This is a genomic window from Nostoc sp. 'Lobaria pulmonaria (5183) cyanobiont' (genome assembly GCF_002949795.1).
Classification (GTDB): Bacteria; Cyanobacteriota; Cyanobacteriia; order Cyanobacteriales; family Nostocaceae; genus Nostoc.
Genome location: NZ_CP026692.1, coordinates 805,376 through 830,340, shown reverse-complemented (window position 1 = coordinate 830,340; position 24,965 = coordinate 805,376). Strand labels below are relative to the sequence as shown.

The 24,965-nt window shown below is 42.5% G+C and carries 20 protein-coding genes and 1 pseudogene; 11 read left to right on the top strand and 10 right to left on the bottom strand.

The window, feature by feature from the left end; all coding sequences use genetic code 11:
- Positions 1-523: 523 nt before the first annotated feature.
- Together NLP_RS03495 and NLP_RS03490 are read left to right on the top strand one after the other, a co-directional pair.
- Positions 524-1,846, top strand: a complete 1,323-nt coding sequence (locus NLP_RS03495) for a D-alanyl-D-alanine carboxypeptidase (RefSeq protein ID WP_104905170.1) — start codon at positions 524-526, stop codon at positions 1,844-1,846.
- 264 nt (positions 1,847-2,110) lie between these two features.
- Positions 2,111-3,328 (top strand): HhoA/HhoB/HtrA family serine endopeptidase, encoded by a 1,218-nt coding sequence (locus tag NLP_RS03490; RefSeq protein ID WP_104905169.1) that lies wholly within the window; start codon positions 2,111-2,113, stop codon positions 3,326-3,328.
- A 165-nt stretch (positions 3,329-3,493) separates the two neighbouring features.
- On the opposite strand, the gene NLP_RS03485 is transcribed toward NLP_RS03490, so the two are convergent.
- The 6 genes from NLP_RS03485 to NLP_RS03460 all read right to left on the bottom strand — a co-directional run bounded on the left by NLP_RS03485 (position 3,494) and on the right by NLP_RS03460 (position 9,594).
- Complete coding sequence (locus NLP_RS03485) at positions 3,494-4,396, bottom strand: MBL fold metallo-hydrolase (protein ID WP_104905168.1); 903 nt, start codon at positions 4,394-4,396, stop codon at positions 3,494-3,496.
- Positions 4,397-4,407: 11 nt separating this feature from the next.
- Positions 4,408-4,791, bottom strand: coding sequence for an aspartate 1-decarboxylase (gene panD / locus NLP_RS03480; protein WP_104905167.1), 384 nt, complete (start codon positions 4,789-4,791; stop codon positions 4,408-4,410).
- Between the two features lie 113 nt (positions 4,792-4,904).
- Positions 4,905-5,417, bottom strand: coding sequence for an inorganic diphosphatase (locus NLP_RS03475; RefSeq protein ID WP_104905166.1), 513 nt, complete (start codon positions 5,415-5,417; stop codon positions 4,905-4,907).
- A 418-nt stretch (positions 5,418-5,835) separates the two neighbouring features.
- Positions 5,836-6,021, bottom strand: a complete 186-nt coding sequence (locus NLP_RS03470) for a hypothetical protein (protein ID WP_104905165.1) — start codon at positions 6,019-6,021, stop codon at positions 5,836-5,838.
- Between the two features lie 1,072 nt (positions 6,022-7,093).
- Entirely contained in the window at positions 7,094-8,065 is a 972-nt protein-coding gene (locus tag NLP_RS03465; protein WP_104905164.1) for a DUF362 domain-containing protein, read from the bottom strand.
- Positions 8,066-8,172: 107 nt separating this feature from the next.
- Positions 8,173-9,594 carry an aspartate ammonia-lyase gene (locus NLP_RS03460; protein ID WP_104905163.1) on the bottom strand — a complete coding sequence of 474 codons (1,422 nt, stop codon included), beginning with the start codon at positions 9,592-9,594 and terminating at the stop codon, positions 8,173-8,175.
- A gap of 130 nt (positions 9,595-9,724) precedes the next feature.
- Between NLP_RS03460 and pgsA the strand changes: the two genes are divergently transcribed.
- Both pgsA and NLP_RS03450 read left to right on the top strand, forming a co-directional pair.
- A complete protein-coding gene (pgsA, locus tag NLP_RS03455) occupies positions 9,725-10,252 on the top strand; it encodes a CDP-diacylglycerol--glycerol-3-phosphate 3-phosphatidyltransferase (protein ID WP_104905162.1) in 528 nt (175 codons plus the stop codon).
- A 94-nt stretch (positions 10,253-10,346) separates the two neighbouring features.
- Complete coding sequence (locus tag NLP_RS03450; protein ID WP_104905161.1) at positions 10,347-10,598, top strand: hypothetical protein; 252 nt, start codon at positions 10,347-10,349, stop codon at positions 10,596-10,598.
- 78 nt (positions 10,599-10,676) lie between these two features.
- Here NLP_RS03450 and NLP_RS03445 read toward each other — a convergent pair whose 3' ends face one another.
- A complete protein-coding gene (locus NLP_RS03445) occupies positions 10,677-11,561 on the bottom strand; it encodes an SMP-30/gluconolactonase/LRE family protein (protein WP_104905160.1) in 885 nt (294 codons plus the stop codon).
- Between the two features lie 272 nt (positions 11,562-11,833).
- On the opposite strand from NLP_RS03445, the pseudogene NLP_RS03440 reads away from it, so the two are divergent.
- A pseudogene (locus NLP_RS03440) lies at positions 11,834-12,142 on the top strand (hypothetical protein); the annotation flags it as partial.
- A gap of 54 nt (positions 12,143-12,196) precedes the next feature.
- Here NLP_RS03440 and NLP_RS03435 read toward each other — a convergent pair.
- Positions 12,197-13,135 carry an NAD-dependent epimerase/dehydratase family protein gene (locus NLP_RS03435; RefSeq protein WP_104905159.1) on the bottom strand — a complete coding sequence of 313 codons (939 nt, stop codon included), beginning with the start codon at positions 13,133-13,135 and terminating at the stop codon, positions 12,197-12,199.
- A gap of 294 nt (positions 13,136-13,429) precedes the next feature.
- Here NLP_RS03435 and NLP_RS03430 point away from each other — a divergent pair, with 294 nt between their 5' ends.
- The 6 genes from NLP_RS03430 (at position 13,430) to NLP_RS03405 (ending at position 19,638) form a co-directional block, all read left to right on the top strand.
- A complete protein-coding gene (locus NLP_RS03430) occupies positions 13,430-14,572 on the top strand; it encodes a glycosyltransferase (protein ID WP_104905158.1) in 1,143 nt (380 codons plus the stop codon).
- A 111-nt stretch (positions 14,573-14,683) separates the two neighbouring features.
- Positions 14,684-15,439: a sugar transferase gene (locus tag NLP_RS03425; RefSeq protein ID WP_104905157.1), complete on the top strand. Its 756-nt coding sequence runs from the start codon at positions 14,684-14,686 to the stop codon at positions 15,437-15,439.
- A 486-nt stretch (positions 15,440-15,925) separates the two neighbouring features.
- Positions 15,926-17,005 (top strand): GDP-mannose 4,6-dehydratase, encoded by a 1,080-nt coding sequence (gene gmd / locus NLP_RS03420; protein WP_104905156.1) that lies wholly within the window; start codon positions 15,926-15,928, stop codon positions 17,003-17,005.
- Positions 17,006-17,028: 23 nt separating this feature from the next.
- Positions 17,029-17,973 (top strand): GDP-L-fucose synthase family protein, encoded by a 945-nt coding sequence (locus NLP_RS03415; protein WP_104905155.1) that lies wholly within the window; start codon positions 17,029-17,031, stop codon positions 17,971-17,973.
- A 67-nt stretch (positions 17,974-18,040) separates the two neighbouring features.
- The gene (locus NLP_RS03410) at positions 18,041-18,616 is read left to right on the top strand and encodes a 5-formyltetrahydrofolate cyclo-ligase (protein WP_104905154.1); all 576 of its coding nucleotides are present in this window, start codon (positions 18,041-18,043) and stop codon (positions 18,614-18,616) included.
- A 185-nt stretch (positions 18,617-18,801) separates the two neighbouring features.
- Positions 18,802-19,638: a carbohydrate ABC transporter permease gene (locus NLP_RS03405; protein WP_104905153.1), complete on the top strand. Its 837-nt coding sequence runs from the start codon at positions 18,802-18,804 to the stop codon at positions 19,636-19,638.
- 78 nt (positions 19,639-19,716) lie between these two features.
- Here the strand turns inward: NLP_RS03405 and NLP_RS03400 are convergent, their stop codons facing one another.
- Together NLP_RS03400 and NLP_RS03395 are read right to left on the bottom strand one after the other, a co-directional pair.
- A complete protein-coding gene (locus NLP_RS03400; protein ID WP_104905152.1) occupies positions 19,717-20,370 on the bottom strand; it encodes a sugar transferase in 654 nt (217 codons plus the stop codon).
- A 361-nt stretch (positions 20,371-20,731) separates the two neighbouring features.
- Entirely contained in the window at positions 20,732-24,832 is a 4,101-nt protein-coding gene (locus NLP_RS03395; RefSeq protein ID WP_104905151.1) for a hypothetical protein, read from the bottom strand.
- Positions 24,833-24,965 lie beyond the last annotated feature (133 nt).

Here is a 24,965-nt window from a genome sequence, read left to right as displayed (position 1 = left end):
GACATCTTATCTGCCCTAGATTATCCAACTTGAATGCTGATTAGCTTATTAAGGGAAAAAAGGGAGAGAATCTTTAATTACTTTCCCTATCCTTGTTTCAAGGTTATAGAATTACGTCACCGATCGCGCAGCGTAAAGCCTTTTCTTCTCAGGCTGTCTGCGATACGCTGCGCGTAGCTGGCTTCTTGGCAGGAGTAAACGAACGCTTAGAGCGAGTCTTCTCTTGTTGGAGACGCTACCGCATAGCTTGCTTAAGAGTAAGGGTACAAGCGTTAAAGTCTGTCGTTGACATCGCCAACGGCGTAGCATCTGTACAAAGCAAAAATATTTTTATTTTTATGCGGCTATCTTCATGAGCAATGGGTATTTTGGCATTGTCAAAGCAAGCCACGAAAACAATATAATTCACCCTACTTACAGATGAGAAAAACACCAGTTATTATGGCTCAATACTGATTCTCGTAAAAAAACTTGTATATTAGCACAGTAAACAACGTTTCAAATCCTGACAGAGGAATAAAAAATGCTGGAATTATTGGGTTCAGGTTTAGTGTCGCTTTGGCTGGAAATGGCTGGGGTACAAATTAAGCCTCTAGATGCCTTAGATGCACTAACTTGGCAAAGTAGCCCTGGCTTGGTTCTTGCCCCCGATCCAAATCCATCTGGGGCGACTACGGTGCAGGAATATTTGAAAAAGCTGATCACATCAAAAGTGGTGGCGCAAAATCTGGCTGAGAGTCAGGGTATTTGGATGCAGTCGGGGCCGATGCTGATGGCAAATCACCAAGGTACGACTCCTCTGCCGGCTGCTTCTTTAACTAAAATCGCCACTTCACTAGTTGCTTTGAAAACTTGGGGGCCAGATTACCAATTTGATACTTTGGTGAGTGTCACTGGCCCAGTGGTAAATGGAGTTGTGCAGGGCGATTTGGTGATTACAGGCCGTGGCGATCCTTTGTTTGTTTGGGAAGAAGCGATCGCTCTTGGTAATACTCTCAATCAAATGGGCATCAAGCAAGTAAAGGGGAATTTGATTATTACTGGCAGTTTTGCCATGAATTTTCAACGTCAGCCGATGCTAGCAGGTCTGATGCTCAAGCAAACACTAAATCGTGCAACTTGGGGTCGCCCTGCGATTTATACACACTCAATCATGCCCAAGGGAACGCCTAAACCTCAAGTTATAATTGCGGGTGCGGTGAAAGTTGAGGCGCAACCAAACCCTCAACAAACTTTGTTACTGCGTCATCGCTCATTGCCCTTGAAGCAACTTCTCAAGGAAATGAATGTTTATAGTAACAACGATATGGCAGAGATGCTGGCAGACTCAGTGGGGGGAGCAACTGTAGTCCAATCAACTGCTGCTAACCTTGCTAGGGTGCCACAAGTAGAAATTCAGTTAATCAATGGTTCTGGACTGGGCCCGGAAAATCGCATTTCCCCCAGAGCTGTTTGTGCCATGTTTATGGCTATTCAAGCGGAGGCATCTCTACATCAACTGAATTTAGCTGACTTGTTCCCCATGTCTGGATTCGACCACCGGGGGACACTACACACTAGACACATTCCCCTCGCGACTGTGATCAAAACTGGCACTCTCCGGGATGTGAGCGCTTTAGCGGGAGTCATGCCTACACGCGATCGCGGTTTGGTTTGGTTTGCTATTATCAACCGTGGGACAAATGTCTGGGGTTTGCGGACTGGACAAGACCAACTTTTGCAGAGTGTTGTCAAACAATTACAACTACCTGCAACTGTTCCTGTTGCCCTGACTCCACATTCAGCCATCAACTCCTTACCCCAACTAGGTGCAGCTAGTCGGAATGAAATTTTATACAGAAGTTAGTTCATCCATAGTCTAGAGTTAGAACAGAGATCTGACTAATCTTATTGGCAATCCAAAAGTTTTATTGATGGGTAAAAACCGAACTTGTAAAGGGTAAATGTCCATAATAGCTTTTGGGTGAAATTTTCTATTAAGTTGATTACAGGTAGTTCGCAAAATGCCCTAACCCCAGTAGTGGAAACAGGCGAAACCTGAAATAAAAATAACTGTAAATAGATTTGTCACGACTAAGCAACAATTAGGCTTATAAATTAGGTTGTGATTATGCGATTTCCCAAATTATCTCGGTCTTTACGTCAATTCACTACTCATGTTTTAGCGATCGCGCTAGGAGTTGTGCTAGCGGTTAGCACATTGCAGGTGTTACCTTCCCAAGCCGAACCAGCACCCACAATAACTGCTGGAGATACTTCAGAACTGATTGCTCAACGGCAATCACCAGCTAGTGCTGCGATCGGTAGCACTAGCTTTGTCACAGCAGCAGTGAATCGTGTTGGTTCAGCAGTTGTCCGCATTGATACTGAGCGGACAATTACTCGCCGCGTCGATCCATTTATGGAAGACCCCTTTTTCCGTCGGTTTTTTGGTGACGGTTTCTCCCAACAGATGCCTTCTGAGCAGCAGTTACGCGGTTTAGGCTCAGGTTTCATTCTTGACAAGAGCGGGTTAGTTTTGACTAATGCTCATGTGGTCGATAAGGCTGATAAAGTAACAGTCCGACTCAAAGATGGCCGCACCTTTGAAGGGAAGGTTCAGGGTATTGATGAAGTCACAGATTTGGCAGTAGTCAAGATTAACGCTGGTAACGATTTACCAGTCGCCCCCTTGGGTTCTTCCACTAATGTCCAAGTAGGAGACTGGGCGATCGCAGTCGGTAATCCTTTGGGATTTGATAACACCGTTACCTTGGGAATTGTCAGTACCCTCAAACGTTCCAGCGCCCAAGTCGGCATTAGTGACAAACGCTTGGATTTCATTCAGACAGACGCCGCCATTAACCCTGGTAACTCTGGGGGGCCACTATTAAATGGTCAAGGTGAAGTAATTGGTATTAACACAGCCATTCGCCCTGATGCAATGGGTATTGGGTTTGCAATTCCTATTGATAAAGCCAAAGCGATCGCCACGCAACTGCAACGAGATGGCAAAGTTGCTCACCCCTATTTGGGCGTGCAAATGCTAACTTTGACACCCGATCTTGCCAAGGAAAATAACACTGATCCCAACTCTCCTATTCAGATACCAGAAATCAATGGTGTTTTTGTCATGCGAGTTGTTCCCAATTCTCCAGCGGCATCTGCGGGTATCCGGCGCGGGGATGTAATTCTTCAAGTTGATGGTAAAGCTATTACCAGTGCTGAACAATTGCAGAATGTTGTGGAAGACAGTCGCCTTGGTCAAATATTACAGGTGAAATTGCAGCGAGGTAATAAGACAGAGCAGCTTTCAGTACGCACAGCTGAGTTGCAAAATGCTTCTTAAGGGCGATAGCCAATTTTAATTGTGTGCAATAGTAGGGGCACAGCAATGCTGTGCCCAAAGCGCGTGTAGTGATATCACCGGATAGTTAATAAACTTGATCATGCGTTCCGATGTCGAGCAGAACAATAGCTTTAGTATTATTTAAAAGTGCTAAGGAGTCTTAAATCACTTACCAACAGCTAATACTAGACCTTCATGGGCTAGTATGGCGTGAGGAAAAGCAGATTTAATATCGACTTGAACCTGGTCAAGAAAATCATCATGGTCATCTGGGTGATGATGAGAAATAGCTAGCCGTTGAACGCCAGCACTCAGAGCAGCATTCATCGCAGCTTGCCAGAGTAAATCAGCAGAATCATGGTTGTGAGACGTAGGCGGAGTGTAAGTGGCATTGGCAATCAGCAAGTCAACGCCTTGAATGAACTCTAAAATCCGCTCTCGCTCCACTTGATCGGCATTCTGGTGCAAATCTGTGATGTAAGCAACACTATATTCTTGCCAAGTAACTCGGTAGCCAACTGACCGCTGAGTTTGATTAATTAATGCAGTTGTAATGGTGACATCATCTAACTTCACGTCACTTTCTGAAGTCAGATTGTAAAACTGCAATCCTGACTGCATTACCTGTAAAGGGTAAGGAAAGTGTGGCTGGAGCATCTGATCGTACAGACATTGTTTGATTGAGGCTCCATTTGAGGCAGCTGTCCCGTAAATATGGAAGCAATTTTCCCCAATAAATGCGGGAGCAAAAAAGGGAAACCCTTGAATACGATTTGATTGGCAGTTGGTAAAAAATAAATGGGCTTCTAGTGGCTGTTGCAGTTCTTGCCAAGTTTTACCCAGTATACGTAAGCCAGTACCGCCATCAAAAATCAAGCGTTTCCCAGCTACATGCATTTCTACACAAGCAGTATTACCACCATAACGATTGGTGTTTTTACTGGGAGTGGGAATCAAACCTCTGACACCCCAGAATTGCACGATAAATTCACCTGCTGGGCTACTGGGCAGGGTAGATGACTTTTCTGTTATGTAACTCTGGGAATCCGACAACTCAAAATTTGACATTTTCCTTGAAATTAGACCTTACTGAGCAGGTCATCGTAGCGCCGCACTTCCAACAGCCTGTTTTTTTCGTCCACAATGACTACCGTAGGAGAGTAACTTTTTAACTCTTCTGGAGTGAGCTGCCCGTAAGTCATTATAATCAAGCGATCGCCAATAATGCCTAGACGTGCCGCACCCCCATTTAGCTCAATTATTCCTGAATGAGCTGGAGCGGGGATCGCATAGGTAATAAAGCGCTGACCATTGGCATTATTAACTACTTGCACCTGCTCATAAGGTAAGATACCAGCTTTTTCCAAAAGGATTTCATCAATGCTGATACTACCCACGTAGTTGATATTTGCCCCTGTGAGGGTGCAGTTATGAATTTTTGCCAAAAGGAGAGTACGCTGCATTCTAGTTTGGGTTTGGTGGCAGTTTTTACGATCCGTAACAAGCGAAAGTGATTAAAGTGAGGAGTTAGGAATAAAAATTCATAACTCTTAACTCCTAACTCCTAACTCCTCTATTATCCTCTATAAGCTTTGACGGATTTTTCTACTAATGCTGCAACCTTGTCCACATCTTGCCAACCGAGAATTTCAGTCACCTTTTTTTCCAAATTTTTATAACTACGGAAAAATTCAGCAATTTCATCTAAGCGGTGTGGCGCTAGGTCTTTCAGGGATTTTACCTGAGTGTAGCGCGGATCTTTGTCAGGAACACAAAGGATTTTTTCATCGCGATCGCCACCGTCAATCATCTCCAAGAAGCCAATTGGTCGCGCAGCAATAACGCAGCCGGGAAAGGTCGGCTCATCAATTATGACCATACCATCGAGGGGATCGCCATCATCAGCCAAAGTATTGGGTACAAAGCCGTAGTCATAAGGATATTGCACCGAGGAATAAAGTACTCGGTCTAGAGCAAAAGCTTCTAGTTCCTTGTCGTATTCGTATTTATTTTTACTTCCGCCAGCAATTTCAATCAGAACGTTGATTAGACCCGGTTTTGGTTGGGCAGGAATACGAGATAAGTCCACAAAAAACTCCTCTGATAACGGTGAATCATGGGGGCACTCAGTCAGCTTCGCTCCCCGTGTAGAATTTTAGGGCAATATGGATCTCTTCCCAAGGTATTTGTTCTACGACATAGGGGACTGGGAAGAAACTTTCAGCTGTAACCTATTCCCTTGAATTAGCAAAAAAATAGAAAAAGCGTTACGAGCAAACTTCGCAACGCTTTTTCCACGAGGGTATTATGGATATCCTCCGCCCTTAATTGCTGTTAGAGGAATTTTTTGTCTTAACAAAGTTAGGACAACTGAAATCTGGAGTTACACAATCCAGATTTAGCTTCTGCTTAACGAACTACACCGACATCTACAGAGATTGTCTACAAAATCAATGTTCTGCTTTTTTGTGAGTCTCCCCATGAAAAAATGCGACTGGGAAGCTCGATCAATCTTGATTTCTTTGGATGTTTTGGATCAGAGGTTGCTGGTTATTTTGAACATTAGTTGAAGAATAGTGGGCGATGACAAATACAGGTAGGGTAAGAGTCAACAGAGCGATCGCAGTTCCCACAATGTCTGCCAAACGTTGGGAATATGTATCGGCATTGGCAGACTGGCTATTTGAATTCATACAAAATTGAACTTCTTCGTAACACTGTGTAGGTTTACTCTCTGAGTGAGAGTATTAATACTATTTTAGCTATTTTTAAACTGTAAAATGTGTAGCATTCTCCAATTTAAACCAGTTATACAACTGTCATAGTAGCCTTTTTATACATGGACTTTTTAATACAAAGTTACAAGCAAACAAATCATGTTTTATTTTGTAATTAATATTTTCAGATGTTTCTTTGTATGGTGTAACGGGTTGCATACGCAAAGCCAACTTTGACAGCATCATAAGCTACATTTTTTCGCTGATTAAAGATTAATTAGCAAAACAGATTTGTCCGATACTTCATGATTATAACATCCTAAAACGCCTTTGATAAGGTGATTTTACTGGAATTGCTAATTTGTGATACAGAACACAAATTAGCAATTGCACTGATAGATATTCAGTGCTTTTGATTGTTATATGGTAGTTATACACAAAAATATTTGACACCAGAGAAGAAATAGGTAGGAATGATTTTTTTAACCAATGATAACTACCGAATAAATACAGATACATCAACTGTATAAGGCAGAATGGATTCAGTGATATCACTAAACAAATATTTAATAATTTAAATTTTGCAATCTATGTAATATCACAGCAATTTTGTCAATCTATATAAAGGTAGAGTAAAAAAGTTTTAGAAGGTGGCGTAGACGTGTAGTGGGTTCTTACCAAACTTTCCTCATATCTGAACAAAATACCCAATCCCAATTTCCAGATCCTAAATCCGTATAACTTTTTGGATAAATTAAAATCTAAGACGAAAAATTGTATAACAAATTAATTAACTAAAAAAACTGCCACTAAATATAATAGAGCGGTCTGGTTAAGCAATCCGAGGATAATTACAGATTACTCTGCTAATAAATGAAATTGCTGTAACGACGTTTGCACTAAATTGAGGATTGGGGATTAGGCACAAGAGGCAGAGGTGCAAAGGCGCAGATGGGCGGGGTGCAGTTCTTGCTGAGGGGAAAGAAAGAGCTAATTTTTTATTCTCCCCCTTGCCCTCTGCCCCCCTGCTTCTTCATCTCCCCACTTCCTACTCCCTTCCATAAACACTCATTGGTTCCTTGATAAATCGGGTGTAAAGATGCTTAAACGTAGACTTAATTACGCGGGGCATACCAAAATCAATGGGCATTAACTTTTCTGGTAAGCGCCAATCTTCTATTTTTAATAAATCAGGATTTAAATGCGGAAACTCTATGGCAGCAAGTTCTGGACAAACTCCTAGTCTTTGAGAAGCTGCAACTGTGGGCACTTGTTCAGGAGAAACATTGAGGATTTCTACCATTGCCCGATCTAAGGCAAATATATCTGATGCGGCTGCTAAAATGCCCAGTTGGCGAGGTTCCCCGTTGCTGGGGCCATTACCTTCATGACCGATGATACCATCTAATATGGTTAAGTCAGGGTTAATCGCTCTGGCAGTTTCTACTAACATTTCACCAAATCTATTTGCATCTTTTCCCGCTTCTAGGTGCCACCAAGCTTTCATTTTGCCAGGGACACAACCAAACAGGTTTTTTACGCCCAGTGTTAATGTCAACTGGGCGTGTGATTTCACTTTCGGTAGGTTAATCACTACATCTGCTTCCATTGCTTCTTTAGACAGTCGCAGATGGTTAAAATTGTCACTGACGATTTGGTAACGCTGACCGTGAAAATCGATGATGGGAAGATTGAGTTCTTCTAAAATAGGCAGATAGCCATTTGCTATTGCTACGCCCTTGGCACTACCAAAAGCAGGACTATCGCCCAAAAATGGCTTACCGCCAACCTCAATTACCATTTGGGCAACTTCATAAACTAGTTCGGCACGGGTGATACACTCTTTACCAGGACGCGAGCCTGTAAGTAGATTCGGTTTGAGTAAAACGCGATCGCCTTTTTTCACAAACGCTGCTATTCCTCCAAAAGGTTCTAAGAGAGTGACTAAAGATTGCCGTAAAGCCTCTCGTTCGTAGGATGTAGCCCGAATGAGACTAACAGCTGGTTTTTGAGTCTGCATGGATAGATAGGGAATAGGGGAGCAGGGGAGTAGGAGAGGCAGAGGGGAGCAGAGGAGAATAATTAATCCCCAATTTCCAATGCCCAATGCCTAATGCCCCATAACTATTATTCTGTTTTAAGCGGTAAGATACCACTCATTTGTTCTAGATTTAGCACTGTGGCTAAATCTGTTTCACTCATCAATCCGCGTTCTAAAACAATCTGCCGTAGAGATTTACCAGTTTCTAAAGATTCTTTGGCGACAGCTGCGGCATTTAGATAACCGATGTGGGTATTTAGTGCGGTTACTAAAGCTAAACTGCCTTCGGCATAATCTAAACAACGTTCTTGATTAGCAGTAATTCCGCCAATGCAGCGTTCAGTGAGTGCGGCGATGGTATTGCCGAGAATTTCGATACTGTGAATTAGGTTATAGGCAATCAGCGGCATCATCACATTTAGTTCTAATTGTCCGGCTTGTGCGGCTAAAGCGATCGCACTATCGTAACCCATCACCTGAAAACATACCATTGATGTCATCTCTGCCATGACTGGGTTATATTTCCCTGGCATAATTGAGGAACCGGGTTGCACTGGAGGCAGTTGAATTTCTTTTAAGCCTGTTTTTGGCCCTGAATCCATCAACCGTAAATCGTGAGATATTTTAACTAAATCCTGGGCTAAGTTGCGTAAAGCACCGGAAACATTTACAAATGGCGCCATACTCTGCATTGCTGCCATGAGATGGGGTGCAGGTTCTAAAGGAGTATCAATCAATTCTGAAAGAACTTCTACCACGCGGGCGCGATACAGAGGATGAGTATTTAATCCCGTTCCGGCTGCACTACCTCCCAAACCCAGCACCATCAAATCCCCAGAGGCGGTGTAAATCCGGTTTTGATGTTCTGTAAGAATTTGCGCCCAAGCCTGAAAATTTTCACCCAAACGTACAGGTACAGCGTCTTGTAAGTGGGTTCTGCCAGATTTGACAATATCATGAAATTCTACAGCTTTGTCTTCTAAGGATGCGATCGCTCCATCTATTGCTGGCTGTAATGTCTTAGATAATGCCAATAATCCACCAATGCGGATTGCCGTAGGAATCACATCATTGGTAGACTGTCCATAATTAACGTGGTCATTGGGACTAACACGTTTGTAATTGCCCTTTTCTTCACCGAGTATTTCTAAGGCGCGATTTGCGAGAACTTCGTTGAGATTCATGTGGTGGGATGTTCCAGCACCCGCCTGATAAACATCCACAACAAATTGATCGCGGAACTTCCCAACTAAGATTTCATCAGTTGCTTGCACAATCGCCTGACTAATATCTTGGGGAATACAATTCAGTTCTCCATTCACTATCGCTGTAGCTTTTTTAATTATCAATCCGGCATCTACGTAAGTAGCTAAAGGCTTGATGCCGCTAATGGGGAAGTTTTCGATAGCTCGTAGCGTTTGAATACCGTAATAAACGCTACTAGCAATTTGGCGATCGCCCATCGAATCGCGTTCGATGCGGAATTGGGAGTCTGTGTGTTCAGTCATAGTATTGTTTTAGGAGAGCTTTAGAAGACAGATTTTCCCACGCAGTTACACTCAGATACACTAATCTGCATATATTTTGCATATTTGCTTGGCTATTTGTTGCTTTACACTTGTTAATTTTTAATCTTCCATGACTCTACCCAACTGGATTACCTTCTCTCGCCTTCTGGGTGTACCATTTCTGCTTTATGGCTTGTACAATCCCACAACACAAGCTAGATGGATATGTTTAGCGATTTTTATCGTTGCGGCTTTAACTGATTGGTTAGATGGCTATTTAGCGCGGAAACTGAACCAAATTAGTGAGTTGGGTAAGTTTCTTGACCCCTTAGTGGATAAATTTCTAGTACTTGCGCCATTGATGGTTTTTATTGAACTAGGAAAAGTGCCGGCTTGGGGAGTATTTTTGATTTTAGCGCGGGAATTAGCGATCGCTGGTTGGCGAGTGAATCAAACGACAATTACCGGGGCAAATATTTGGGGTAAACTCAAAACTGTTAGTCAAATAATCGCGATCGCACTTCTAATTGCGCCACTACCTGAAGTCTGGCAAATTCCCTGTCTGATTGCCTTTTGGATTTCTGTCGCCTTGACTTTAATCTCTGGGGGTATTTATCTTTTGCCACAAAAAGTCAGCACTAATGAAACGGCAATATAGTATTGTAACTAGGAAAAATAAACCTTTAAGTTCAAAGTGAGATCAAATAAGCTGCATGGTACTAATGTTTTTTTATTTGGAAGTCCTTTAGAACTTGGAAGTTGCACCTCTGAACTCGGAGGTTGAGCCTCTGAACTCGGAGGTTGAGCCTCTGAACTCGAAAGTTGAGCCTCTGAACTCGGAAGTTGCACCTTTGAACTTGGACGTTGAGCCTCTGAACTCGGAAGTTGAGCCTTTGAACTCGGAAGTTGCACCTTTGAACTCGGAAGTTGCACCTTTGAACACGGAAGTTGCACCTTTGAACTTGGAACTTCAAGATCAAAAGTTCAAAACTCAGAATTTTTAGAATTTGCAAACAAGTAAAGAGTCGAGTTGAACGAATGCGAGAGGCAATTTAGCAGATCACCTTAACACAACTACTACTTTATTTCTCAAAATTATAGCTAGGTAATCCAGTAACATCAGTTTGTAGAGCAAACAAATCACCTGAATAGAAACTTTTTTCAATCTCTGCTTGGCTGAGTCCAACTGAAGCCGTGGTGATGTAGAGGGTTTGCAAATCTTCGCCACCAAAGGTACAACTCGTTACGAGTGGAACGGGTAGATTAATCCGCAATATCTCTTCACCCTTGGGGTTGAAACGAATCACACACCACCCATCCCACATGGCTGACCAAATATTTCCTTGACTATCTATTGTTAACCCATCTGGGTAGAAAGATTCATGAGTTAAATCAACAAAAATCCGGCGATTAGTAATGTTACCTGTTACTGAATTAAAGTCGTAAGCGTATATCTTTTTATGGGGAGAATCACTCAAGTAAAATGTTTTTTGATCGGGACTCCAACCCAGACCATTAGAGAGAGTCAATCCCGTTTCCATTACATGCAATGAACCGTCACGATCATAGCGATAAAGGCTAGCCTGGGGTTTTTCTAAAGAACACATTGAGCCGAACCAAAAGCGGCCTTGGGGGTCACATTTGCCATCATTGAGGCGGTTATCTGGGAGATTTCCTTCAATTTCCAAAATTGGGGTAACTTCACCTGTTTGGGTGTTGAGGAATGCTAGGTGATGACGCAGTGCCATAATTAAATTATCTTTACCTGCTATTGCGATCGCGCCGACCACATCTCCCACATCAAAAAATAAGTCTTTCCCCGTATCAGGATTGAACTGATGTACCCGATAGTTGTAGATATCAACCCAGTAAATTAGGTTTTGGGTAGAGTCCCAGATAGGGCCTTCACCTAAACGGGCACGGGCTTCTAGAACATTCTGGAGTGGATATTGCAAAACCTGGCTCATTTTATCAACCAACAACAGTATTTACAGAAACTAGTTTGAGTAGCTTCGAGGTAATTATAAAAAAATCTTGTCTAACTAATGAGAAAATTTTCATTCCTGTTCCAGTAAAAACTAAAAACGCAATTTATCGCGTCTTTCCCAGGTAGAAGAAAATATTTTTGATTTTGACTTTGACCAAATCTTTACCGCAATTCGTTAACTTAAAGTTAGTCGGTCAAGATTCTCCTTATGTACCAAACAGACCCGCCTCTCTCCCCCAAAGAAGTCCTACGATTTTGCGAGTTCCTTACTACATTGTGTTTGATCGCTACACTGACAAACTTCAAGCATTCCAATTAGTTGCAGACCGCTACAATGAATTGGATTTGAGTACTCTACGGGTCTGGATGCCGGGTTTGGAACTGGGCTTAGGACTTTGGCAAGGTTCTTACCAACAAATTGAGCGATTGTGGCTACGTTGGTATGATGCAAGTGGGAATTGGCTTCCCACACCGCTAGAAAAACTAGAACGAGAAAGTCAACGTGCTAACAGATTAGCAGCACAACTGCGAGAGTTAGGCGTTAACCCTGATGAGTTATGAAGATGCGATCGCATCAGTAAGGGCACATAGCGATATGCCCCTAAACATCTTTACTCACAACGCTTTTAAAATTTCCTCATCGACAGAAAAATCAACATCAGCTTTGTCTTTTGCATTAGCCAAATAGTCATTTTCCAAAGAATCTTGTAAACCAGAAATCAAATCATATTCAGGATGCCAGTTTAATTCTGTTTGCGCTTTATTCACCGAAGCAAAGAAATGCTGCACCCGCATCGGAAAAGCTTTGCGTTTGCCAAAATCAAACTTTTTCGGGTCGTAGTGGACGATTTGGACAGCATCAGGTGATTTGCCAGCCGCTACAGCACTAGCACGGGCTAAACCATCAAAAGTGACAAAGCGATCGCCAGAGATATTATAAATCTGTCCTATGGCTTGTTTATTGCCCAAAACCTGAGTCATTGCTAGTGCCAAGTCTTTTACATGACCTAGCTGCGTGATATGCAAGCCATTTCCAGGGATAGGAATGGGGCGATCGCGCACAATTCTGTCAAAAAACCAGCCTTCCAACTCATTATAATTACGAGGCCCGTAAATATAAGTAGGACGAATAGAAGTGAATGGTAATCCCAATTGAGTCAGATAAGCTTCTGTTTCATGTTTACCCTTATGGCGACTTTTGGGATCTACTGCATCGCCTTCTATGTGGGGCAATTGATCGGATTTGAGATACACCCCCGCAGAACTCATATACACAAAATGTTGCACTCGGTCTTGAAAAATTTCTGCTAGTGGTTGAGTATCAGTAAGTTCCCGCCCGTTATTGTCAAAAATGACATCAAAGTTTTCTTGTGATAATTTTGCTTTTAATTGAGTAGTATCAGTGCGATCGCCTATAATTTGTCCTACTCCCTGTAAAGAAGGTGCTGGTCGATTCCCACGATTGAACAACACCACCTCGTGTCCTTGTTCCACTAGTAGTTGAGTTAAATAGACACCAATGAACCGAGTACCACCCATAATCAGAATTCGCATAAATTCACCCTTTCTATATCAGTTGTCATCAAGGGAGTAGGGACTGGGGACTAGAGAAGCAAAAAGGACAAGAAGAATAACCCATGCCCCATACCCAATGCCTCATACCCAATGCCCCATACCCAATGCCCAATCTGAGATTATCAGGTTGCCGCATCCATCTGGAACCTCTGGGGAAAAGATTCCGTCTTATGTGCTAATCTGGGGCGCTTCCCGTTAATTAATCACAAGGGGAAACTTTTCAGTTAACGTCATCAAATTAGCCTTTGTATTTTCCACTTATTCAAGTTAGCTGTGCCCTTGAAATATGCTCTAGTTCATGAGTGGCTAACACCCAAAGCCACAGGTGGTTCAGAACTCGTTGTCCGAGAAATTTTGAATCACATTGATGCTGATTTGTATGCTCTCATAGATTTTGAATCCAGCAATAGAGAAAGTTATTTATATAAGCGTCAAATTGGCAAGACGTTTCTCCAGAACTTTCCCTATGCCCGCAACGGTATACAAAAATACTTGCCTTTGTGGCCCTTGGCAATTGAACAACTTGATTTGCGGCATTATGATGTCATTCTGTCTTCATCCCATGCTGTTGCCAAAGGAATCCTTACCACTCCCGAACAGATGCATATTTGCTACTGTCACAGCCCTATGCGCTATGCCTGGGACTTGACCTTTGATTATCTGCGCCACAGCAAACTGGGTAGTGGTTTACCTGGATGGGTGACGCGATATTTATTACATCGCTTGCGTCAGTGGGATGTATTGAGTGCCAATCGCGTTGATTATTTCATTGCCAACTCGCAACATACAGCTCGGCGGATTTGGCGTTGCTATCGGCGAGAAGCAACAGTTATTTACCCACCAGTGAATATTGCGGAATTTCCGTTTCTGTCTGAGAAAGAGGACTTTTACCTGACAGTTTCCCGGTTAGTGAGTTACAAGCAAATATCGTTGATTGTCAAGGCTTTTAATCAACTCAAACGACCATTAGTAGTCATTGGTACAGGAGATGAAATGAACAAGATTCGCGAGATGGCAAACTCAAATATCCAAATACTCGGATGGCAACCCGATAATGTGGTAAAAAAATATATGTCTATGGCTAAGGCGTTTGTGTATGCAGCTTGTGAAGATTTTGGTATTGCCCTAGTGGAAGCACAAGCCTGTGGCACGCCAATAATTGCTTATGGTGCAGGGGGTGCTCTAGAAACAGTGCGAGATATTAGCTCTTGTGCGGATACAGGGACAGGTATATTTTTCAGGACGCAAACAGAGGCGGCTTTATTGGAGGCAGTAGAAAAGTTTGAAATGTATGAGGGTTCGTTCAATTCCGAGTATATGCGATCGCACGCCGCGCAGTTTTCACCGCAAATCTTTGCAGATCGTTATTTAGATTTTGTAAACAAGTGCAACGAAAAAAGACCATTTTTGCAATGATGGTCTTAGTTAACGTCTTATTTTTTTAGGCTTTTGGCAATTTCCCCCAGAAGCACCTCATTTTGGCTTTAATATTGGGACTATGTGTGGTGTGGATTATTAAGGAGTATGATGACTGCCCAGAGCTCACTCCTCTCCGGCAAGCGAGGCGTACGACAAGACACTAGAGCGTCTACGCGTTTCTTAAAACGCGGTCAAAAAACAAAGACGCCAAAACTTAAGCCCAAAGGTTTATCTTTTCAGGGTTTAAACGGAGAGTTTGCCAAACGACTGTTCGATATAGTGTTTTCGCTGTCGGTATTAATTTTGTTCTTCCCCGTCTACTTAATTTTGACCTTGCTGATTGCCTTTAGCTCAGAAGGCCCAATTTTTTATGTCCAGGAACGGGTTGGGAAAAATTACAAAGCGTTTAATTGTATTAAATTCCGAACAATGGTAAGCAATGCGGATGAAATCCTCATGCAAATGATGGAAACCTCGCCCGAATTACGACAAGAATTTGAGAGCAGTTTTAAGCTGAAACAAGACCCGCGGATTACCAAAATTGGTCGATTTTTGCGAATTACTAGCTTAGACGAATTTCCCCAGTTCTGGAACGTTTTAAAAGGGGACATGAGTGTAGTCGGTCCCCGACCCTTGGTAGCAGAAGAACTGCCAAAATACGGTTATCACATTGACGACATTTTAACAATCCGTCCAGGAATTACTGGGTTGTGGCAGGTATCTGGGCGTAATGACATTCCCTATCCTCGAAGAGTCCAAATAGACCTGCATTATGTCAAATTTAGGAATTTCTGGCTTGATTTATGGATCATCTTGAAAACTGTTGATGTGGTCATTCTGCCCAAAAATAACGGGGCATATTGAGTAACTACTTAAGGTGGATTCTGTGGGGCAGTTAATGCCCCTAAGTACCAATTCTCCCCTAAAGCTAAAGTATTGCTCATCTTTGTTTCTATAATTTGTGCTTTTCTACTTAATTCAGACTTCTGTGAGTGTGGTTCTTTGGCGCTTTTGCCCTGATTTGCATTTTGCCAGAAGTCTAATTTAAAATCCCTATTTTATTAAGTCTTCACAAAACTAAAGATATATGAAGTTTTGACAAAAAAACAACATACATAAAAATAATCTTGATCTATCTGGTGAAAAAATATACATAATTAAATAATCTTGAGCTATCTAATATTGGACTTACGTGCTAAATTGCTTTTGATTAAGTATATTTATTGACGGTAAAATTCTTATAACTACAAGAACTCGTAGGTTTCCCATTAGGCAATTCAGCAATTAGCTGCTAGGTTGTATCAGATTGGTTGTAAATTTTTAATCAAAGACAACAAGGGATAATTGAGCATGACGCAACAGAAGCGAGCGTTGATTACTGGTATTACTGGACAAGATGGTTCATATCTAAGTGAGTTTTTGTTGGAACAAGGTTATGAGGTTCATGGCATCATTCGCCGGACTTCTACCTTCAACACAGACCGCATCGATCACATTTACGAAGACCCCCACAAAGAGGGAGTGCGCTTGTTTCTTCACTACGGTGACTTGACAGATGGTACAACGTTGCGGCGTATTTTAGAAGAAGTAAAGCCAGTAGAGATTTACAACCTCGGCGCTCAATCCCATGTCAGAGTCAGCTTTGATTCACCAGAATACACAGTAGATGCTGTAGGAATGGGGACACTGCGTCTGTTAGAAGCAATTCGGGACTACCAACAGCGTACCGGAATTCAAGTGCGATTTTACCAGGCGGGTTCTTCTGAAATGTACGGTTTAGTACAAGCAGTACCTCAAATTGAGACAACGCCCTTTTATCCCCGCAGTCCGTATGCCTGTGCGAAAGTTTACGCTCACTGGCAAACTGTAAATTATCGTGAATCTTATAATTTATTTGCTTGTAACGGCATACTTTTTAACCACGAGTCACCACGGCGGGGTGAAACCTTTGTAACCCGCAAAATTACTAGAGCAGTGGCTGGTATCGTTGCTGGGAAGCAGAAAAAAATTTACATGGGTAATCTAGATGCCAAGCGAGATTGGGGCTATGCAAAGGATTACGTCAAAGCAATGTGGTTGATGGTGCAGAAAGACCAGCCAGACGATTACGTAATTGCTACTGGTGAAACCCACTCGGTGCGGGAGTTTTTAGAACTTGCATTTAATTATGTAAATCTCAATTGGCAAGATTATGTAGAGTTTGATGAGCGTTACCTGCGTCCATCTGAGGTAGAGTTATTGATTGGCGATTCTACCAAAGCACGGCAGAAGTTGGGCTGGACACCATCAGTAACCTTTGAAGAATTAGTTTCCTTAATGGTGGAAGCAGATTTACAAGCATTGGGTCACACTTCACCCAATGGAAATGGTTCGCAATTTCAACATGATATTGCTACTGTTCGTCAAGAATTGGGCGCTTTGCACTTCTGATTTGCACCACAGAGGATAAAAATATGACCGCCTTAGTATTAAAAAATAAACGGATTCTCGTCACTGGTGGGTCGGGGTTTCTAGGTCGTCAGGTGATAGATCAACTGTGTAAAGCAGGGGCTGATCGTGAGAAGATTACAATAGTGCGATCGCGCGATAATGATCTGCGTGTCTGGGAAAATAGCCAACGTGCAGTTGACCAACAAGACATAATTATTCACCTAGCAGCTCATGTCGGTGGCATCGGTTTGAACCGCGAAAAACCCGCAGAGTTATTCTACGATAACTTGATCATGGGAACCCAGCTAATTCATGCTGCCTATCAAGCTGGAGTAGAAAAATTTGTTTGTGTTGGCACAATCTGCGCCTATCCCAAATTCACTCCAGTGCCATTCAAAGAAGACGATCTTTGGAATGGCTACCCAGAGGAAACCAACGCCCCTTACGGAATTGCAAAAAAAGCGCTTTTAGTCCAATTGCAATCTTACCGTCAGCAGTACGGTTTTAATGGGATTTACCTACTGCCAGTAAATTTATATGGCCCAGAAGATAACTTTGACCCCGGAAGTTCCCACGTCATTCCAGCATTAGTTCGCAAAGTTCACGAAGCCCAAATTCAAGCAGCAAAGCAACTTGCAGTTTGGGGTGATGGTAGTCCGACCCGTGAGTTTCTGTATTCAGAAGATGCAGCGCGGGGGATTGTTATGGGAACTCAATTGTATAACGAATCGGAACCAGTTAACTTGGGAACTGGTTATGAAATCTCCATCCTTGATTTAGTAACTCTAATCTGCGAATTGATGGAGTTTAAGGGTGAAATTGTGTGGCAAACTGATCAGCCTAATGGTCAACCCCGCCGCTGTTTAGATACTGAACGAGCAAAGCAAGCCTTTAACTTCACGGCTCAGGTGAGCTTTGAAGAAGGGCTAAAGAATACCATTGAGTGGTATCGTCAACACGCAGCATAACAATGTTCTGGTGAATGTAGAGTGATGCAAGCTGGGCGATGCCCAGCTTATTTTTTTGACTATTTTTATGGGCAAACTTAATCATCAACTAAATAAAGTAGAACTGCGCCGCACTCTACTCAAAACACGTCAATCAATGTTCATTGGAGAATGGAGAGAAAAAAGCGATCGCTTATGCTCTCATTTACAAAACTTTACTTTGTTCACCCAAGCAAAAACAATCCTCGCTTATTTCAGCTTTCGCCAAGAACCTGACCTCAGTCCACTATTTACCAACACCAAATACCGTTGGGGATTTCCTCGCTGCGTTGATAAATCCTTATGTTGGCATATTTGGACACCTAACGATTCTATGCAAAGCGGCGTTTATGGGATTAGTGAACCACACCCCGACGCTCCAATCTTAGATGCTGCTGAAGTAGATTTGATTCTTGTCCCCAGTGTCGCTTGCGACTATCAAGGATATCGTTTGGGTTATGGCGGGGGATATTACGATCGCTTACTCAGTTTACCGCACTGGCAGACAAAGCCGACTATCGGAATTGTTTTTGATTTTGCCTATTTGTCCCAAATACCTATTGAACTTTGGGATAAACCACTACAAGCTATTTGTACGGAAACCGGATTGACTCGAAAAGGTTGAAGGATTCAGGATAATGAAGACATCTCATTAAATGTCTATAGAATCAAATTAATCAAATTCTCAAGTAAAGCTATGTCTGACTCAATTCAGTATGTCACCCTGCTGAAACTTTAACAGTTAATACTTTTTAATTTGAGCATATCATTATTTAATTTTCAAAAAAGATAATTTCCTATATTAATCAAATGCTAAACCGAAAAAAATCACGATCGCAAATTCTGTTAATGTATGCGCTGTTGGGAGCGATCGCACTGTTGATGCTCTTTCCTTTACTATGGCTAATTAGTACAGCCCTGAAATCGCCGACGGAAAATATTTTTCAGTCGCCGCCACAGTTGCTACCTAGTCAACCGACACTAAATAATTTCTCTAGTGTGTGGAACTCTCTACCTTTTGGACAATACCTGTATAACAGTACCTTGGTATCAGTACTGACTGTGGGCTTAAACCTACTGTTTTGCGCTTTAGCTGCCTATCCGTTGGCAAGATTGTCGTTTGTGGGGCGAGACTGGATTTTTGTAGCGATCGTCTCCACGATTATGATTCCCTTCCAAATCGTGATGATTCCCCTCTATATTTTGACAGTCCAGTTAGGTTTGACAAATAGTTATTTAGGGATGATTTTTCCGAGTTTAGCTTCTGCCTTTGGCATTTTTCTGTTGCGCCAAGCTTTTATGAGTGTCCCCAAAGAAATAGAAGAAGCCGCCCGGATGGATGGTAGCTCAGAGTTAGGATTATGGTGGCACATTATGTTACCAGCAGTTCGCCCAGCACTGGTAACTTTAGCTATTTTCGTATTTATCGGTGCTTGGAGTGACTTTTTGTGGCCTTTAATTGTCATAAAAGACGAAAATTTATACACCCTTCCCTTGGGAGTTAACAAGCTAGCAGGGACATTTTCCCTTGACTGGCGATTGGTAGCTGCTGGCTCAGTGATTGCGATCGCCCCAGTATTATTACTATTTCTGTTCTTACAACGTTATATTGTACCTACAGAAACAGGTAGCGGCGTCAAGGGGTGAAGAAGAATTCAGAAGTCAGAATAAGAAAGTGGTAGATGAGGAAGATGAGGGAGAAATAATTAATGCCCAATGCCCAATTCAATAAGCACCAGTCTTTTTAAATACCACCCAGATAGTTTTAACAATCAGACTCAAGTCATAAGTTACAGACCACTTGTGTTGATAATCCATATCCATTTTGACAATGGTTTCAAAGTCTGTAATACTAGAACGCCCATTAGCTTGCCATTCTCCAGTAATTCCTGGTTTTACTCGCAATCTATCCCAGTGGTGTGGATCGTAATTATTGACTTCATCAGGAGTAGGTGGACGTGTACCAACTAAACTCATGTCCCCTAACAAAACATTCCAAAATTGAGGGAATTCATCCAAGCTAGTACGCCGTAAAAATTTACCAACAGGAGTAATGCGAGGATCGTCAATGGATTTAAAGATGTGACCTTTAGCTTGGTTCTCAACCAAATGCTTGAGTTTATCAGCATCGACTATCATGGAGCGAAATTTCCAGATGCGGAAAGTTTTTCCGTTTAAACCACAACGAATTTGAGAATAAAATATTGGACTTGGCTCATGAATAAAGGTAGCAATTGCTACGGGAATTGCTATCATAAATGTAACAATCAGCCCCACAATGGCTCCAATAATGTCAATTAATCGTTTTCTCACGCTTAACGTTGACGGATGTGAAGACTGTTGCAAACAATTAACTGAATAAAGATAAAGATTATTCACAAGGGCTAACTTATTTTATAATAGGAATTTTTACATTAGTAGTGTAGACATAGAGATGATTTTTAGGCGATTTTTACTACTATTGTCGCTCCTACTGAGTGTTAACATACACAAATTTTAACCAATATAAAAACCAAAAACCTAAAATTTACAGAATCTTTCAATTAGAGTGATAGATTGTAAATTTACGGTATTTTCGCCATCTAATAAAAAGATACTACTATCGTACACATCCAAAAAATTACTGTCTTGAAGTATTAGTAGTACTTTGAAAAATTCCAAATGCTTACGTTATGAGCATTTGGAATTTTGAGTATTATTCTTATTTCTAGCGCGATGTACTAGTCTCAACGATCGACCTCTAAACCTCTAAGGCGAAATTCACCGTATATGGTTCCTCCAGTGATTGCTGATTGCTAGCCTTGATTGCATCTAGATAGCGACGCAAAGACAACAGTTGTTGAGAATTGGGACGATAAGTCAGACTCCCTTGTTTTTCAAAAAGTGGTGCTGTGGCGATCGCCTGATAGTCAGGATTTTCTTGCGAACTCTGGGTAAGCCAGGTTGATTCTGTGACTGACGGTATCAAACCGGAAGGCAGTTCACCTTCCAAAAAAGCCAGCAGCCGTTGCTGACAAATGCGAGTATTAATCCCACGACCCTCAAATAACTGGATAACTTCACCGAAAGATAAGGGGCGGTCTGGTAGCAATCGCAACAATTCTGTAAACAAGAAATAATCAGTGTATTGTTGCCTGGGTATATCTAAAATCTGGGGATGCAGAGGCAGCATCGCCAAACCATAAGCAACCCGGCTGCAATTGGGAGCGCCGTTTTCGCCGAGATATAAATCTTGAATAATCTTAGTGCTGGGAAGTTTTTGGCGTAACCAGCGGTTCACCGTCCCAACACAAGCCACTCCACCAGTCAGGATAGCTTGATTAATGGCTTCTGTGGGAATGCCACGAGCTACCAATAACTTGTTGAGTTCTCGGTTCAGGCGGCGCACAAAGGGGATAAATACCTGGCTTTCTAAGTCTCGTCGCTGCAAAATCCACCGCTGATCGGCTAATTCTAGGGTAAAAGAGTCTTGGTGTTGCAAAATCAGTTTTAGGGCTAATGCTGCATCTAATACCGCCTGTCCCAGTAGAGAACTTTCTAGACGCTGCTGAAGGCGAATTCGAGCGGTGATATCTGGTTCTCCAACTCTGGGTAGTTCTAATTCTTCCAACCCTAAAGTCTGCCAACGCATTTGGTCTAAACCGGGAATTGACGGTTGCCATTGCCAAGGATTACTCGTGGTAGTTTTGCGTAGGCGTAGCCCGCCGTAGGCATCGCTTGGTGTTTCTAGGCGTGATTGCCGAGATTTCGGTGGCAATAGCAGCTGGCAGATTATATCTTGTTCAATACCCTTGCCAGCATAAGCAAAACTGTGGAGCATGAAATCATTGTATGTCAACTGCTGCAAGGTTTCTGGTAGATTCACCAGCAACATTTCTGTGGCAGTTGTCCCAATGTTAATCACAAGGGTGTTGCCAACAATGGGATGTTCGCTGGTTTTTGCTGGATGAGAACCTTGAGCATCGCTTAGTTTTACTTGCTCACCATTAACAGCATCGAGTTCTGGGAGTAGACTAGCGATCGCTTCTTCGACAAAAAAGACTTGCTGCGGATGTTGAATGAGTTTGCTAGTGAGTAAAGCTTCCCGCACGTTAAAGCGGTATTGTTCCGACCAGCTAGATGGACAGGTGCAAATTACACCCGCAATATTATTGATAATCTGGGGAAAATTTTGTTCGCTGATCCCAACAGCAGCAGCCATTAAACTAGGGGTGGTACTTGTTTTTTCGGATTTGAGGGTTAATAGTAATTTAGAGAGCGATCGCACAACCCAAATCAAAGGCCCTGCCGAAAATTCATTTAATTGCAAAACAGGTTCCCATTTCTGTCGTTCGCTCTTGTAGGGAATGGCTACTTGTAGATAAGGCTTCAACTGTGCCGAGTAGAGATTGTTTTTCGTCGGATCTGCTGTCGATTTCGGTGTTGCAGGAGTGGTAGCCGAGCGATCGGGCACTTTATCTTGGGCAACAGCCGCCGGTGCTGTCTGCTCATGTGCTTCGATAGTTTCGTTCTCACCGTGGGGTACAGAAGCTATAGGCAGATAAACCTCTGTTGGTAAACGAAACGATTGCTGAAAGGAACTTATTTCCGGCGGATTTTCTGCTGACCAGTAGATAGGATGTACAACAAAAGTCGAGCGATTTAATAATGCGGCGGAAATTCCTGTTGTACCTAAATCAATTCCTAAATACCAGACTGATTCTAGAATATTGGGCGAAACTTCTGGATTATTTATGGAGTTGGCAATTGGAGGTAAAGAACTTTCTGGAACAGGAGTTGTGACTTCCTTTTTTTTTTCAGTTTCTACCTGGGGAACTGCCAAACTTGAGAAAGCATTAGTTGATGTATTCTCTGCTATTTGGGGATCTTCAGGGGAAGTTGTGGGGATTGTGTCTTGAATGTTATCAAATAGTTCCGAGAAAACATCCAAGTTATTAGCTGGCTGCGATTCAGAATTTAGCTGCCGATCAAAATTAGCCAAATCCCGATCTAATTGCTGCAACTGTTCTTCATCTAAAGAAATATCTGGTACGGCTGGAGACTGATTTGACTCAATAGAAAGTAAGTTTTCCTGGGGTGAAGCAGCAATGTAGTTATCTGAAGACAGCTCGGAGCGATCGTTGTTAATTAATACTTCCGATGTGGTGATATCTTCAGTAGGCTCTACCAACGAAATTTCTGCTACTTTTGGAGTCACTGCTGCTGTAGTTGTGGCATTGTCCACAGAAGATGAGATTTCCAACAGTTGCACTTCACTATCGGCATTAGGCAATAAATCAGTTGCTGTAGTTGTGGCATTATCCACAGAAGATGAGACTTCCAGCAGTTGCACTTCACTATCGGCATCAGGCAATAGGTCAGTTAGGGTATTAATTGTATCAACACTAGCTGGCTGAGTGTCGATTTGTGGCAAACTATCTATTTGTGGAGTAGAAAAACTAAGAGGTGAGTTTAGGTCAGTATCCTCTCCAAAAAATAGTTCTTCCTGTGGCTCTGAGGAATCTGTGGTTTCTCCTAAAGTCTCTTGGGTTGAAAGACCCGTATCTGCTGTCACAACCGCAGAATCCACCGTTGGAGAGAGAGGTGGGGCCTGGGCGATGTTCAACGGTGACGGAGAAGCTGTGGAAGCAGATAAGTCATTTGTGGGAACATCAAGGCTGGGATTATTAACATCACCAGCATCAAACAAACTGGCATAAAGTTGATCTACTTCATCACCAATTGCCGCAGAAATATCTTGCGGTAATTCGGTCGGGGTTTGAGAATATTCAGATGAGTCTACACCAAGCTGCAATAGCACTGCATCTAGATCCTCTGTGAGGCTAGTCTCCTGTAGCTCAGAATTAATTGTGAGTGGAGATGAAGTTTCTGGCTGTATAAGCTCCAAGAGTTGGGGTGCAACTCCAGTAGCGATCTCGACTGGTTCAGTCAATGATGGTAGTGTTTCAGATTCTCCTGCTAGCAAAGATGACCGCAAACTAGGGGATTGCTGCAAATGCTCGGTCAAATTGTTGACAAAGCTGGCCATCAGCTGTTCGCCTTGCATCCCCTTGCTATGCATTCTTGCCAGTGCTTGCGACAGGGATTCGTAATAAGTATTAATGTTGCGCTGTAGTGCTTCAAACACTACATTCACCGTCCCATCTAGTGATAATAGGCGTTGATCCAACTCCCTGGCTAGCTGGGTTAACCGCTCTACACCTTCAGGGGATTCTAACAAAGATTGATTTGCAGAGGTTGCGTAATTAATTCCTCCTGAAGAACTGGCAGAATTTTCTCCCGTCTGTCCGATCAGTGGTGTTAAAGTTGGCACAAGGCGACTCATGAGTACCTGTAAAAACTCGGTAATCATTTGCTCCTGGTTTGTCAACTGCTGCGCTAAGGAGTAGTTTTGCAATCGCTTTTGCTCTAGCTGCCGAATTTCCTGTATGAGGGTGGCTCGCTCTTGCAAAAGCAATTCTAATTCCGATCGCAACGGCTGAATCAATCTCGAAAATTCATTATTTAATTCTCCGGCGCCAATAGTACTCGGTTCCTGACTAGGTTTGAGCTGCGGTAGTGGATATTGGTTGTAATCGCGATCGATAAATTTTGTTAACAAAGGCGATGGCTCCGCCAACGCCAAGGGCGAACGCGGTTCTTCAGAAGACTCTTTTGAGATGCTGCTCTCTAATGCTTCTTTTTCTTGTAACCTCACCAAGAAGTCGCGAATTCGCTCTAAAACTTCTTTAGGCTCTTGCGCCTGACCAGACAGAAATTTAGACAGGCGCTTGCCACCGCTGGCAAGTAAGTTGTCAATGTCTGCGATCAGCTTTTGAATTTCATCTGTACTAAAAGTCACTTTTCTACCTTATGTATAAATCTATGTCAACTAATGTGACAATTACTTTACAATCACTGCATCCCTATGGGGATCTTGCTGTGCGCAGGGTCGACCATAGGAGAAGTTTTGAGTGGCAAAAGCCGCTGCTTGG

Bases quoted from the DNA above. Each gene is read 5' to 3' on its own strand.
- NLP_RS03445 (WP_104905160.1), bottom strand. From the start codon at position 11,561: ATGAGCCAGGTTTTGCAATATCCACTCCAGAATGTTCTAGAAGCCCGT.
- NLP_RS03410 (WP_104905154.1), top strand. From the start codon at position 18,041: ATGGGCAAACTTAATCATCAACTAAATAAAGTAGAACTGCGCCGCACT.
- NLP_RS03470 (WP_104905165.1), bottom strand. From the start codon at position 6,021: ATGAATTCAAATAGCCAGTCTGCCAATGCCGATACATATTCCCAACGT.
- panD (WP_104905167.1), bottom strand. From the start codon at position 4,791: ATGCAGCGTACTCTCCTTTTGGCAAAAATTCATAACTGCACCCTCACA.
- NLP_RS03485 (WP_104905168.1), bottom strand. From the start codon at position 4,396: ATGTCAAATTTTGAGTTGTCGGATTCCCAGAGTTACATAACAGAAAAG.
- NLP_RS03405 (WP_104905153.1), top strand. From the start codon at position 18,802: ATGCTAAACCGAAAAAAATCACGATCGCAAATTCTGTTAATGTATGCG.
- NLP_RS03465 (WP_104905164.1), bottom strand. From the start codon at position 8,065: ATGCAGACTCAAAAACCAGCTGTTAGTCTCATTCGGGCTACATCCTAC.
- gmd (WP_104905156.1), top strand. From the start codon at position 15,926: ATGACGCAACAGAAGCGAGCGTTGATTACTGGTATTACTGGACAAGAT.
- NLP_RS03425 (WP_104905157.1), top strand. From the start codon at position 14,684: ATGACTGCCCAGAGCTCACTCCTCTCCGGCAAGCGAGGCGTACGACAA.
- NLP_RS03460 (WP_104905163.1), bottom strand. From the start codon at position 9,594: ATGACTGAACACACAGACTCCCAATTCCGCATCGAACGCGATTCGATG.
- NLP_RS03415 (WP_104905155.1), top strand. From the start codon at position 17,029: ATGACCGCCTTAGTATTAAAAAATAAACGGATTCTCGTCACTGGTGGG.
- pgsA (WP_104905162.1), top strand. From the start codon at position 9,725: ATGACTCTACCCAACTGGATTACCTTCTCTCGCCTTCTGGGTGTACCA.
- NLP_RS03495 (WP_104905170.1), top strand. From the start codon at position 524: ATGCTGGAATTATTGGGTTCAGGTTTAGTGTCGCTTTGGCTGGAAATG.
- NLP_RS03435 (WP_104905159.1), bottom strand. From the start codon at position 13,135: ATGCGAATTCTGATTATGGGTGGTACTCGGTTCATTGGTGTCTATTTA.
- NLP_RS03490 (WP_104905169.1), top strand. From the start codon at position 2,111: ATGCGATTTCCCAAATTATCTCGGTCTTTACGTCAATTCACTACTCAT.